At 45.5% G+C, this 12,305-nt stretch carries 11 protein-coding genes; 7 read left to right on the top strand and 4 right to left on the bottom strand.

Translation table 11 applies throughout. The annotated features are described in order from the left end of the window. Nucleotides 1–92: 92 nt before the first annotated feature. Genes PKO01S_RS20760 through PKO01S_RS20750 form a run of 3 tightly spaced genes read left to right on the top strand, consistent with a single transcriptional unit; the run spans nucleotide 93 to nucleotide 3,009 of the window. Nucleotides 93–1,259, top strand: coding sequence for a Gfo/Idh/MocA family protein (locus PKO01S_RS20760; protein WP_174818601.1), 1,167 nt, complete (start codon nucleotides 93–95; stop codon nucleotides 1,257–1,259). Between the two features lie 6 nt (nucleotides 1,260–1,265). Further along, a complete protein-coding gene (locus tag PKO01S_RS20755; protein WP_127533359.1) occupies nucleotides 1,266–1,901 on the top strand; it encodes a ThuA domain-containing protein in 636 nt (211 codons plus the stop codon). A gap of 25 nt (nucleotides 1,902–1,926) precedes the next feature. Next, nucleotides 1,927–3,009: a Gfo/Idh/MocA family protein gene (locus PKO01S_RS20750; protein WP_127533358.1), complete on the top strand. Its 1,083-nt coding sequence runs from the start codon at nucleotides 1,927–1,929 to the stop codon at nucleotides 3,007–3,009. Nucleotides 3,010–3,152: 143 nt separating this feature from the next. On the opposite strand, the gene PKO01S_RS20745 is transcribed toward PKO01S_RS20750, so the two are convergent. Both PKO01S_RS20745 and sspI read right to left on the bottom strand, forming a co-directional pair. Continuing rightward, on the bottom strand, nucleotides 3,153–3,356 hold the full coding sequence (locus PKO01S_RS20745) for a hypothetical protein (protein WP_127533357.1): 204 nt from the start codon (nucleotides 3,354–3,356) through the stop codon (nucleotides 3,153–3,155). 165 nt (nucleotides 3,357–3,521) lie between these two features. Further along, nucleotides 3,522–3,764 carry a small acid-soluble spore protein SspI gene (gene sspI / locus PKO01S_RS20740; protein WP_307719845.1) on the bottom strand — a complete coding sequence of 81 codons (243 nt, stop codon included), beginning with the start codon at nucleotides 3,762–3,764 and terminating at the stop codon, nucleotides 3,522–3,524. A gap of 155 nt (nucleotides 3,765–3,919) precedes the next feature. Here sspI and PKO01S_RS20735 point away from each other — a divergent pair, with 155 nt between their 5' ends. The 4 genes from PKO01S_RS20735 to PKO01S_RS20720 all read left to right on the top strand — a co-directional run bounded on the left by PKO01S_RS20735 (nucleotide 3,920) and on the right by PKO01S_RS20720 (nucleotide 9,763). Continuing rightward, nucleotides 3,920–4,594, top strand: coding sequence for a potassium channel family protein (locus PKO01S_RS20735; RefSeq protein ID WP_127533355.1), 675 nt, complete (start codon nucleotides 3,920–3,922; stop codon nucleotides 4,592–4,594). A 69-nt stretch (nucleotides 4,595–4,663) separates the two neighbouring features. Beyond that, nucleotides 4,664–5,443, top strand: coding sequence for a TrmH family RNA methyltransferase (locus PKO01S_RS20730; protein ID WP_164779696.1), 780 nt, complete (start codon nucleotides 4,664–4,666; stop codon nucleotides 5,441–5,443). A gap of 576 nt (nucleotides 5,444–6,019) precedes the next feature. After that, nucleotides 6,020–8,506, top strand: a complete 2,487-nt coding sequence (locus PKO01S_RS20725; RefSeq protein WP_127533353.1) for an nSTAND3 domain-containing NTPase — start codon at nucleotides 6,020–6,022, stop codon at nucleotides 8,504–8,506. 168 nt (nucleotides 8,507–8,674) lie between these two features. Then, the gene (locus tag PKO01S_RS20720; protein ID WP_127533352.1) at nucleotides 8,675–9,763 is read left to right on the top strand and encodes a hypothetical protein; all 1,089 of its coding nucleotides are present in this window, start codon (nucleotides 8,675–8,677) and stop codon (nucleotides 9,761–9,763) included. Between the two features lie 661 nt (nucleotides 9,764–10,424). On the opposite strand, the gene PKO01S_RS20715 is transcribed toward PKO01S_RS20720, so the two are convergent. Both PKO01S_RS20715 and PKO01S_RS20710 read right to left on the bottom strand, forming a co-directional pair. After that, complete coding sequence (locus tag PKO01S_RS20715; protein ID WP_127533351.1) at nucleotides 10,425–10,871, bottom strand: DUF3237 domain-containing protein; 447 nt, start codon at nucleotides 10,869–10,871, stop codon at nucleotides 10,425–10,427. Next, nucleotides 10,871–12,133 carry a flavin-dependent oxidoreductase gene (locus PKO01S_RS20710; protein ID WP_127533350.1) on the bottom strand — a complete coding sequence of 421 codons (1,263 nt, stop codon included), beginning with the start codon at nucleotides 12,131–12,133 and terminating at the stop codon, nucleotides 10,871–10,873. Before PKO01S_RS20710 ends, PKO01S_RS20715 begins: the two co-directional genes overlap by 1 nt. Nucleotides 12,134–12,305 lie beyond the last annotated feature (172 nt).

Raw genomic sequence — 12,305 nt, 5'->3', positions numbered from 1 at the left:
GGCATGAATGGCATGGATCAATAAAACAACGCAGAGTGGCATCGAATCGGGCTGCGGCCACGATCATTCGGATAGGAGCGGTATTCATGGCATTGGATCAAGTACGGGTAGGAATGGTTGGTTACAAATTTATGGGTAAGGCGCATAGCAACGCATATCGTGCGGCGCCGATGTTTTTCCCGGATGCGCCGAAGCCGGTTATGCAAGCGATTTGCGGCCGTGATCCGCAAGGCGTCGAGCAAGCGAGAAGCCAATTCGGCTGGCAGTCGGTAGAGACCGATTGGCGCAAGCTCGTGGCGCGCGACGATATCGATCTGATCGACATCAATGCACCAAGTGACGCTCACAAAGAAATTGCACTTGCTGCCGCAGCGGCAGGCAAGCATCTGTTCTGCGAGAAGCCGCTTGCGCTGACGTTGGCGGATTCTCGCGAAATGCTGGCGGCGGCGGAGAAAGCCGGCGTTACGCATATGGTCGGCTTTAACTACCGCTTCGCGCCTGCGGTGCAGCTGGCGAAGAAGCTGATTGAAGAAGGCCGTCTCGGCAAAATCTATCACTTCCGCGCCTGGTTCTTGCAGGACTGGATCATCGATCCGTCGTTCCCGCTCGTATGGCGGCTGCAGAAGGAAATCGCGGGCTCGGGTTCGCACGGCGACCTCGGCGCTCATCTGATCGATATGGCGCGTTTCCTGGTCGGCGAATTCAGCGAAGTGGTCGGTATGAGCGAGACGTTCATCAAGCAGCGTCCGCTGCCGACGGCAATGACGGGACTGAGCGCGAAGGGCTCGGCAGACGCACCGCTCGGCGATGTAACGGTCGACGATGCGACGCTGTTCATGACGCGGTTCGCGAACGGTGCGCTGGGCAGCTTCGAGGCGACTCGCTTCGCGGCCGGCCACCGCTGCACGAATTCATTCGAAATTAACGGCAGCAAGGGCAGCGTGAAGTTCGACTTCGAGAGGCTCAACGAGCTGCAGGTTTATTTTACAGACGATGCTGAGGATGTACAGGGCTTCCGCCGGGTGCTGGCGACGGATGCGGCGCACGCTTATATGGACGCTTGGTGGCCTGCAGGTCATACGATCGGCTATGAGCATACGTTCACGCATGAGGTTGTCGAACTGATGCGCGCGATGGAAGAGGGCCGTCAGCCGGTTCCGAACTTCGTGGACGGCGTGAAGTGCCAAGAGGTGCTGGAAGCGGTCGAGCGTTCAGTTGCAGAGCGCCGGTGGGTATCGATAGACGAAATGAAGGAGTAGAGACAAATGAGAAAAGCACTGATCGTATGGGGCGGCTGGGACGGACACCAGCCGAAGGAAGTGGCGGAAATTTTCGCGGACGTATTGCGTAAGGAAGATTTCGAAGTTGTCGTATCGGATACGCTGGAAAGCTATGCCGATGAGGAACTGATGAACTCGCTCGATCTGATCGTACCGGTATGGACGATGGGAACGATTGAGAAGCATCAGCTCGAGCCGCTCCTTCGCGCTGTCGAGCGCGGCGTCGGCATTGCTGGCTGCCACGGCGGCATGGCGGATTCGTTCCGCAACGAAGTCGAGTATCAATACATGGTCGGCGGCCAATGGGTAGCGCATCCGGGCAATGACGGAGTGACGTACACGGTGCGGATGACGGGTTCGAACGATCCGCTTACGGAAGGCATCGGCGACTTCGAAGTATGCTCGGAGAAATATTATATGCACGTCGATCCAGCAGTCAAAGTGCATGCGACAACGGACTTCGGCGACGTGCTGATGCCGGTCGTATGGACGAAGAAGTGGGGAGAAGGCAACGTGTACTACTGTACGCTTGGACACCAGGCGAACATTGTCGCGATGCCGGAGACGACAGAACTGATGCGCCGCGGCTTCTTGTGGGCTGCGCGTCCGGCTCAAGGCTAAGCAGACGAGAGGAGAACGAAACCTCATGACAAAAGCACGCATTGGTATTATCGGCTGTGGCAACATCAGCAATATTTACTTGAAAAACTTGACCAGCTATGAGCAAGTGGAAGTCATCGCCTGCGCGGATGCCGACCTGTCCCGTGCGAAAGAGCGGGCAGAGCAATACGGCTTGCCGCATGCTTATTCCGTTGACGAGCTGCTCGCGGATCCCAATATCGATATCGTCGTTAACTTGACCATTCCAAAGGCTCACGCCGAGATCAGCATTCGTGCGCTGGAGGCCGGCAAGCATGTATATGGCGAGAAGCCGCTGGCTGTTACGATGGAAGAAGGCGCACGCGTGTTGGAGTTGGCCGAAGCCAAAGGGCTGCGCGTCGCTTGCGCGCCGGAAACGTTCCTCGGCGGCGGCATTCAGACATGCCGCAAGCTGATCGACGAAGGCGCAATCGGAACGCCGGTAGCAGCATCAGGCTTCATGCTGAGCGGGGGGCATGAAAGCTGGCATCCGGATCCAGGCTTCTATTACGAAGCTGGCGGCGGACCGATGTTCGATATGGGACCGTACTATTTGACGGCTCTCGTTACGCTGCTCGGACCGATTCGCCGCGTAACGGGCTCGGCTGTTATCACGCACCCAGAGCGTACGATTACGAGCGAGCCGAAACGCGGCCAGAAGATTAAAGTCGAGACGCCTACGCATATCGCGGGCGTGATGGACTTCGCTTCGGGCGCGGTCGGAACGCTTATTACGAGCTTCGACACGGCAGGCGGATCGAATCTGCCGAATATCGAAATTTACGGAAGCGCTGGAACGCTGCGCGTTCCGGATCCGAACCATTTTGGCGGCGAGGTGCTGTTGCGAAGAGCGGGTTCGCACGAGTGGGAGAGCATTCCGCTTACACATGGCAATACGGACAACAACCGCGGTATCGGTGTCGTCGATATGGCTGAGGCGATTGCCGAAGGACGTCCGCACCGTGCAAACGGCGCGATGGCCTATCATGTGCTGGAAGCGATGCACGGCTTCCATATCGCTTCGAGCGAGAGCGTCCATTACCAAATGACGAGCTCCTGTGAACGTCCGGCGCCGATGAAGGCGGAATAACCGACTCGACTCGAGCCATGTTGAAGCAAGCAAGAAGAAGTCCATTTCCTTCGGGAAATTGGACTTCTTTTATATTTAAGGGAAATGGTTACTGAAAAGGTGGAAGAAGAGCCGGAGGGCGGCAAAAAGCTAGCCTGGCCTCTTTACGAGGGCTTGGTTCGCTTAATTCGATGACGGCGGGAATTCGTTGCTGGCTCGGCGGGAAGCGTCGTATTTTTCTCATTACGGGCCTTTAATAAAGCAATTAAAGCTAATACGTCGGCAGCAACGACAAGAACGGCAGCCCAAACTGCGATATCCTCCGACGAAGGCTCGGAGTCGATTACCACATCTTCGGTAAGTGCCATGGATATTACCCCTTCCCGGTCCTCATTATCTTATGATAATAGCCTATGCTTGAAGAAGCTGATACGCATGGGCGGACGCTCAAATGAAACATCATTCGAACGGGAAGGGGAGACTGGCTTATACCGTATACCGTGTTGTATTAGACTGTCGTTGTCGCAGGGCCTCTAAGAATGGCCGACTCCCGCATCCGGCGAATCGTTCGCATGCAGATGGGAGTGAAGCGAACCGACCATCTTCGATTGATCATCTAACGTACTGTGCTGCCAGATCATCTCGAACAGGACGCCGAGTCCAGGAAGCGCCCGTTCATCTGCACCGATAGAATCCTGAATGATGTCGGAAAGTTCCGAGTCCGATTTGTCCTTGACTCTCATAATGATCGCTTGCCGCAGATCGATCGTATTCAAACCGCATACCTCCATTCGGTTAGACGCGTATTCATTATGTCCCAGAACGGTACACTACACACAAGGAGACATCTGGCAGCCGAGAGGAAAGGGCCGCGCGGGTATGTTATAATGAACTTTAGACGCAATTGGATTTTGGATTGGGGGAAATTGTCATGGCTAAGAAGCAGTATGCCGTTATCGGAATGGGCCGGTTCGGATCGAGCGTTGCCCAGACGTTATCCAATCTCGGATTCGATGTGCTTGCAATCGATGCAAGCGAGCAGCGGATTCAAGAAGCTTCGAACTATGTAACGCATGCGGTGTCCGCAGACAGTACGGACGAGGAAGCGATTCGCGCGCTCGGCATCCGCAACTTCGACGTCGTCGTTGTGGCGATCGGACAAGACATTCAAGCGAGCATTCTGACGACGCTTATTCTGAAAGATCTTGGCGTGCCGAATCTGATCGTCAAAGCGCAGAGCGAATTGCATGGCAAAGTGCTCAGCAAGATCGGCGCGGACAAAGTTATATTCCCGGAGAGGGACATGGGGATGCGTGTCGCTCATCATTTAATATCGCCTAATATAATCGATTTCATCGAGTTGTCGAACGATTACAGCATACTGGAGTTTAAGGCGCCTGCCTCGATGATCGGTAAAAATTTAAAGCAGCTCGACATTCGGGCTAAGTATTATTGCAATGTTATGGCGATCAAAAGCGGCGGCAATATGAATATTGCTCCGCATGCCGATGATACGATTCAGTCGGACGATGTGCTTGTTATCGTAGGGAAGAATGACGATCTCGGCGGCTTGGAGCTCGCTTATTCGGAAGGCCGTCAGCGGTAAAGCTTGGCGTTGGCGTTTGATTTCTATTATGAGCATGGCTGAGAAGGAAGGATTCATTTGTACGATGTAATGTCGGTCCAGAATGCAAGGGCGAAGGCATGGGCTTCCCTGCTGGACAAAAAATACCGCGACCGCAGCGGCCGCTTTCTTGTCGAAGGGATTCATCTCGTTCAAGAAGCTGTGAGCAGCGGGGCGGAGATCGAAGCCGTCGTATACGACGGCGAGCGCGGCTTGCCGAGAGAGCTGTCAGCGCTTCAAGCGGATCATGCGGAGCTGCTCGTAAGCGCTTCGGCATCCGTCATGGCCAAGTGTACGGGTACAGATTCGCCGCCTCCGGTGTTCGCGGTCGTCATTAAGCCGCCGGTCGATGAATCGGCCTTATTCCGGGAGCAGTCGCTCGTTGTCGTTCTCGACGGCGTGCGGGATCCTGGTAATGCGGGCACGATTATCCGCAGTGCGGATGCGGTTGGCGCTGATGCGGTCATTTTGGGACGAGGCTGCGTTGATCTGTACAATCCGAAGACCGTACGGTCGACGATGGGATCGATTTTTCATCTTCCGATCGTTGAAGGGGATCTTGGGGAGCTGCTCCCAAAGGCGAAGGAGCAGGGCATTCGGCTCGCGGCGACGAGCCTGCAATCAGCTGTCAGTTGCTACGATTGCGATTGGACAGGCCCAACCTGGCTGCTGCTAGGCAGCGAGTCGGACGGCATCTCGGAGGATGTGTTGGCGCACGCGGATCAGTCCGTCATCATCCCGATCCGCGGCCGCGCGGAATCGCTGAACGTGGCGATGGCCGCGACCGTTATTTTGTATGAGGCGCTTAGGCAGCGGGAATTTAACAAATAAAAAAATTTCCATCCAATTTTATTCTTACCGTCACTGACTAAAAACAACTGTCCCCAAACCACCAAAGAATGGAACAATGGTTGACGATTGCCCCAACCATTGTTCCATTCTTTTTCTGCTTTTAAGCCTTCCCCAATCCATTTCCTAAGCAAAATTCCAGTCTCATCAAGGATTTCAGAGGTTCTTTACTCAAGCCTTCCTCGATCTGTTCTCCAGTCCGAATCCCTTTCCCCGGATCTATTCCTGTCTTTAACTCTGCTTTCGGGATTTCCAGGTATCCACTCCTGATTATCGATCGGCTTTTGCGTGTTATGCAAACTCTGTGTTTCTCTTTAGTTTGGTGTTTTCTTTTCACTATGTAGGAGTCTAAATCGTTATTTATGAAAAAAAATACTTTTTCATAATAAACACAAAAAGATAGGGTACATAATGCTATTTTTCCAAATGAAGGACTGTGTTCCTTTTTGTCGAATATTAACATTTTCAATAAAACCAGAAGCTATTGAATAACGCTTTTCTGGTTTAAAACTCTGTAATGTAAATGTGTAATTTGTTTTATAACATTGGAGGAGAATTATGAGGACTTACAATTTAAGTGAACTCGACTGGAAGGCTTTTGAGAGGCTTTGTATAGCTACTTTACAATTAACAAGGAATAAAAAAGTACAGTCATTTTCAGGAGCAGTTGACGGAGGGCGTGATGGTTATTATGAGGAATTAAAGGGAAATTATGATAGGGGTAATTTGCACAAAGAGAAATTTGTTTTTCAATTCAAACATACTTCAGACGAAAGAAAAAGTATTACATACTCGCTTGTAGAAAAAGAAATTGCTAAGATTAAAGAAATGGTAATAAACCATCAGATTAATAATTATACCTTAATAACAAACTACAATTTAACAGACGATAATGAAAAGAAAATCAAAAGAAATATTGAGAAAGAAGTAGGAATGATAACGGTCGAAATTTACGGGAAAAAATGGTTGGATGATATGATAAATTTACACACAGAATTAAGAAGGTATGTGCCAAGATTATATTTTCACAGTGCATTCTCAATAATTCTTGATGAAAAAATTATCGAACAATCTAAAGCTATATTACAAAGTAAGAGTTGGAGATCCAACATTATTAACTTTGTTGAGACACCTGCTTTTTTTGAAGCACTCAACAAAATTGAAAAGGATAGATTTATATTTTTAAAAGGAGAATCAATGTCAGGCAAATCTGCAATGGCTCAATATCTATGCTATGAATTGTTAATGAGGCATCCTAAGTATCAATTGATTAAAAAGAATTTAAAAGAGTTTGAACAGCAGTTTGATCCGAACGATTGTGAACGAATTTATTTCATTGATGATGTATTTGGAGTTCACTCTACTGATACAAATTTTATTCATTCATTAAGTGAAGATACCTTCTTGTTTGTACAGATGGCAATAGAGCAGGGAGCATTTTTTATTTTTACAAGTAGAGATTATATATTAAATGAAGCAAAAAAAATATCTTCCATTGTTCGTTATAAACGACTTTACCCTGAAATATTTGATGAATCGAATTTTCTACAGGTAACTAAATTTAACGATAAACAACGTAAAGAAATATTATATAACCATATTAAATACGGTGATTTGCCTAAAGTTGCAAAAAGTCAAATGAAACCCTTCTTGAATGAAATATCGATGCATCCCGATTTTAATCCAGAATTGGCGAGGAGGTTAGGAAATTATAGTTTTAATAAGAATGTAGATACCTCTAAAAGTACTTTGGAACATTTTTTTAAACACCATAATAAATACTTGCAAGACCTATTCTCAGAACTCCATAAAGAGTATAAAGCGGCAATTGTTTTTGCTTTATTGCATGAAAGTTATATTACCTCCCGAATAAATACTGAAGAGATTAGTGGAATAGTATTAAAAGAGTATAAAATTGAGGATGAAAATATATTAATAGAAGCTTTAAAAAAGATAGATGGAAGTTTTGTTAGGCAAGAAGTGATTAATGATAGGATAGTCTGGCTTCCTCACCATCCAAGTATGAGAGAAGCATTATTGCCTCTCTTAAAAGATAGTACCGAGATATTTATAACATTAGCGGACTTTGATGTTTTATCAAGAGAAGCTTCTTGTTTAACACCAGAAGGTGTCTATATTTCAGGTGATTACTGGGAGAAATTCACTGAAAAATTATTCGGATCATTTTGGGAGACACAAAAAGAAATAAAATCGATTGATGACTATTATATTTTAAAAAAAGATGAACTCAGTCACTTTTTTGCTTATAAAGTTAGTGAGAGCTATTTGGTTTGGCTCCATAGAGAAAAAACAGACATCAATTGGAGTGAATATACAAATAGCTTTTTTGATCAGCTCTCGGATGTCCCTTCATTTGATTTAGCTTATAAATTAGAACGTCTGGGGTTACTTTCGGATGAATTAAAAGCAAATGTGATTGCTCGCATATTTGATATTGCTACTCGAAAATTTGATATAACATTTTTGAAAGAAGGCAGTGTTAAAAATTTATTAGGAGAAGTTAATTTTGAAGTTTTACTGAAAGAGTACAGTGATAATGGTTTGGAGAAAGCGGAGGATTTGATCATTCAAATTATAGAAGACGCTGAGAATTCAACTAATTATGAAAATAATTTAAACACTGATATAGAGCAGGTTTTTGAAAATATCAAAATGTTAGAAAATTATTTAGTTGAGAAAGGGTTGCTTGATGATAATTGGGAAATTGAACTTGATAATTTAATAGAGGAGACAGAATCGAAAAAATACGATTTAGAAGAAGAAAATCAAAATAAATGCGATGAAATTATAGATGTTTTCGATGATGCTTTTTATGAAATGAAAGGTGAAGCTGATCCTAAAAAGTCCCTTGTAATTTTCATGAATGCACTAAATGAAGTTGAAGATATGTACAACCTTGAATATACGCAAATCATTAGTCTGTTAATTGAACAATATAAAGAAAGGGGAAGTTCAGAATTGCCTTATTTACTAAAAGTCTTAAACCTAAATAGTGAAGATTTCTTTAATGATGTAGATGAATAGAGCTTTATTTGGGAGAAGTTGAGCAAAGAAGGTGAAACAGTTTTAAATCTGAACGAATAAGTAATCTTTATTCTGCATGCGAGAGTACGAGAGTGCTTCTTTGTAGTAGAGGCATTTTAATAATTTCTCTTAAATTTAAGTTTTAAATTGCATAAGGAGAAGAGTTATTTGGAGAATAATCAAGCTTCATTAGACATACTATTTAATAATGCCATTAATATAATTCATATTATATATGAGCAAGAAAAAATAAATGATGAAGATATAAATGATTTATTACAACTCATCGATAACATTGCATTTTTATTAAAAGAAGATATCGAGGTAAGTTGTTCAGATCTCTCTCACATTAAAGATAGCATTAACAAGATAGATAATAGCAAGGACGATGAAAGCAGACATTTATATCAAAGAGAGTATATAACACATTTTTTAATGCATTTATACAAGAATCAAGAAAGGATAAGTGATGAAGAAAAGTATGTAGATAGATTAAGTGATATTAGAAATGAAATAACTGAAAACACACATCAAATGTATAGTTCCAAAATTGATTTATTCTATAAAAATATTATGTCTGTGGAAAAGCAAAAAGAGTTCGAAAGAATGACTGACTTAATCAGAGATGAATTGCATGTTTTTGGAGTGAATTTATTTTACTGTAGAAAAATAATGAATTTCATTGATGGAGAGTTTTCGCAAAAGGGTGTTTTCCCAACAGATCTCTTTTTTATAAAGCAATTTGTGCATAATTCTTTTTTTGTATTGATTCTTACTTCTGAAAAGTTGTTTGCAGAAGCAAACCTCAGTAAAAAGAAAAACTTTGGTTTTGATTATTTAAAGAACCAGATAAGTAACTCATGTAGTTCTAATGAAATTAGAAGTTCTATACAAGGGCTTTTTGGAGGGGAATTTAGGGAGCGTATGAAACAAGGAAGGAGGTTACGTGCGGAAATTAAGGACCTAAGAGATAGTTACATAGCACATTATGATATATATGAAATTGAACATATTAAGAAAGTGGCTTTAGAATTATTTGAGAAGATATATGAAATATCTGTTGAAATATTTGAATCAATATCTCTATATAGATTCGAAAGACTCAATATCACTTATAAAAACTTGATAAAAATACATGGTTTCAAAAAAACCGTATGTGAAAATGCGTTAATACATGAAAAAAAACATACAGATATTGATTCTTTTTTAGATGTGTTAAGAAAAAAATTTAAGGAAAATTTACAAACGAGGAGATGAGCATAACGCTCAGTGTAATTGTTTTATATGTTGAACAAAACATTTTTACCCCAAATGCAGTCAATGATTGCTTCCTTTTAATTAATAAACAATTCCTGTCCAACACCATAAATAACTGTCTTCTACTGAAATAACTGTCCTTAAATCACCAAAGACTGGAACTGGTCGGCGTTATCTCCAACCAAAGCTCCAGTCTTTCCTTTTATGACTTTCTCAAGTCTTTCCCCAATCATTCACCCAACCATAAACTCAGTCGTATCAAGGCTTTACAGGCTTGTCTCAGGCTCTTTCCCAGGTATTATCTCTTATTCCCTAACCCTGTACTCCTACGCCTCTCCCTGCTCTTCCAGGACACCAATTATTATCTTAGAAATAGGGGAGAGGGCAGGTGGGAGTAAGGGAGTGAGCGCTTGGGGCATTATGTTTCTACAGGAAGCTGTCGATGGCCAGAAGTGAACATGTGACATTGTGTAGGTAGTGAGAAAAGTATTTGAAGTTAGCCGACCATCAGAGGTCGGCTTCTTGTTTACACACACTCTCTATGCCGAGTTTAGCGTCATTCCGGCGTCCAAGTCGAAACTGACGTTCCTAATGATTGTTTCGGAAAATGAAAAAACGCCCGAGAGAGGCAGCGTGCCTGTTTCCCGGACGTTGAGTTATTTTATAGAATTTCGTAAAACCGAAATACAACCGAATCTCTCCGCTCGCCTTTGCCGATCATCAGCGTGCGGTTCAGCCAACCGTATCGGCCGTCCTCTACTTCGAAGAAAGGCGCGGTGCGGAAATAATAATCATCCGGCGACACCGCTTCTCCCGCAGCCAGCTTGGCCATCACTTCCTTCGGAGCGTGGCGATATCCTTTGTTGATGACGTAGATCATCGTTCCATCCGTTGTCTTGATCGTGAACCTGGCTTCGATTTCCGCAACGCCATCGTTGCGGATCAGCTGCCAATCCGCTCCGCCGGGAAGGATGATACCTTCGACTCGCGGTCCCGAAATTCGTCCGCCCAGAATCGGAATCATTCGTCTTACGCCTCCAGGCGTTGCCCCTACTTCTTGGATGGGGCCGACTTCGGTGATAGCTTCGAATGCAAATTCAGCATTCATCACGACTTCACTTCTTTTCCGGCGTTCATTGTTTCTTTATCGAAGCCCGCAATCTTCTTATAGCGAGTGGAGATGTCCTCCAGCTCCTGTCTGCTGACTACATCATACAGATTGGCGAACCCGTGAGGCGCCCTGTCCTCCACAATCTGCATGACGATTTCCGGACCGTTCTCACGGTTGCTGAGTACGATCGAAGTCGTCTTATCCAACCGGAGGGCTTCATATTGTTGCAAAGCGGCTTCCATGGATACATTCTCTTGCAGGGAGCGGGATAAGGCCTCTGAATCCAGTATGGCTTGGGAAGCGCCGTTCGATCCGATCGGATACATCGGATGCGCGGCGTCGCCCAGCAAAGCGATCCGGCCGAACGCCCATTGCTTGACAGGATCTTTATCCACGAGCGGAAACTCGTAGACGGATTCCGATTTCTCGATTAACTGAGGAACGTCGATCCAATCGAACTTCCAATTAGCGAACGCCGCCGCAAAGTCTTCCTTATTGGCTCTCCTGTTCCAGTCGGTACGATCCAGCATTCCGTCCGGGACGGTCAATTCGGCGATCCAGTTGATGGTGGATTGCCCTTGAGGATTCGGGGCAGAGATCGGGTACGCCACGAACTTGATGTCCACATGTCCCATCATGATCATCGACTTGCCGGTCATGAAGGGAGAGGCATCTGTCGTGCCGCGCCATAAAATTCGTCCGCCATACTTGGGAGCGCCTTCATCGGGGTAGAAGGCTTTTCTCACGATGGAGTGAATGCCGTCGGCGCCGATCATCATGTCGGCTTGGTGGCTGCCGACGGTCTGTCCGGTCTTGCGATTGACGAAGTGTGCGGTTACGCCGTCCGCATTCTCTTCGAACTCAGCTAAGTGATGGCCAGTCTTGATAGCATGTTCACCCAGCCGGCGTTGGACTTCCTTCATCAGAAGCATCTGGAGCTTGCCGCGATGAATGGAGTATTGCGGCCATTGATAGCCGGCATCCATTCCTCTTGGTTCCTTCCAGATGAGCTGCCCGAATTTGTTGTAGTAGGCGAGCTCCGCAGTTCGTACGCCTTCACGGTCCAGCTCTTCCGCCAATCCTAATTCGGTTAATACCTTGACGGAATGCGGGAGCAGGTTGATACCCACCCCCAGCGCGCGAATCTCTTCCACGCTTTCGAACACTTGCACCTTTATTCCAAGCCGGTCCAACTGCAGGGCTGTTACCAGGCCACCGATTCCGGCTCCGATAATCATTGCACTTTTCTGGTTGGTCATCGTTACGCTCCCCATTGTTTATAAATATTAATAATGGCTGTTATTTCAATATTATAAATCAATTTCGAACGGTTAGGCTTGTTTTTTATGAGAACGGATACAGGAAATATCGAGGATGCGAAGAATTTCATTCAGAGTGCTGAAGCCGTTTTCTACGAATGGAATTGAGGTG

This window comes from Paenibacillus kobensis NBRC 15729 (assembly GCF_004000825.1).
Taxonomy (GTDB): Bacteria; Bacillota; Bacilli; order Paenibacillales; family Paenibacillaceae; genus Paenibacillus_T; species Paenibacillus_T kobensis.
This window is presented reverse-complemented; position numbering and strand designations above follow the sequence as displayed.

Bases quoted from the DNA above. Each gene is read 5' to 3' on its own strand.
- PKO01S_RS20745 (WP_127533357.1), bottom strand. From the start codon at position 3,356: ATGGCACTTACCGAAGATGTGGTAATCGACTCCGAGCCTTCGTCGGAG.
- PKO01S_RS20715 (WP_127533351.1), bottom strand. From the start codon at position 10,871: ATGAATGCTGAATTTGCATTCGAAGCTATCACCGAAGTCGGCCCCATC.
- PKO01S_RS20710 (WP_127533350.1), bottom strand. From the start codon at position 12,133: ATGACCAACCAGAAAAGTGCAATGATTATCGGAGCCGGAATCGGTGGC.
- PKO01S_RS20730 (WP_164779696.1), top strand. From the start codon at position 4,664: ATGTCGGTCCAGAATGCAAGGGCGAAGGCATGGGCTTCCCTGCTGGAC.
- PKO01S_RS20735 (WP_127533355.1), top strand. From the start codon at position 3,920: ATGGCTAAGAAGCAGTATGCCGTTATCGGAATGGGCCGGTTCGGATCG.
- PKO01S_RS20755 (WP_127533359.1), top strand. From the start codon at position 1,266: ATGAGAAAAGCACTGATCGTATGGGGCGGCTGGGACGGACACCAGCCG.
- PKO01S_RS20725 (WP_127533353.1), top strand. From the start codon at position 6,020: ATGAGGACTTACAATTTAAGTGAACTCGACTGGAAGGCTTTTGAGAGG.
- PKO01S_RS20750 (WP_127533358.1), top strand. From the start codon at position 1,927: ATGACAAAAGCACGCATTGGTATTATCGGCTGTGGCAACATCAGCAAT.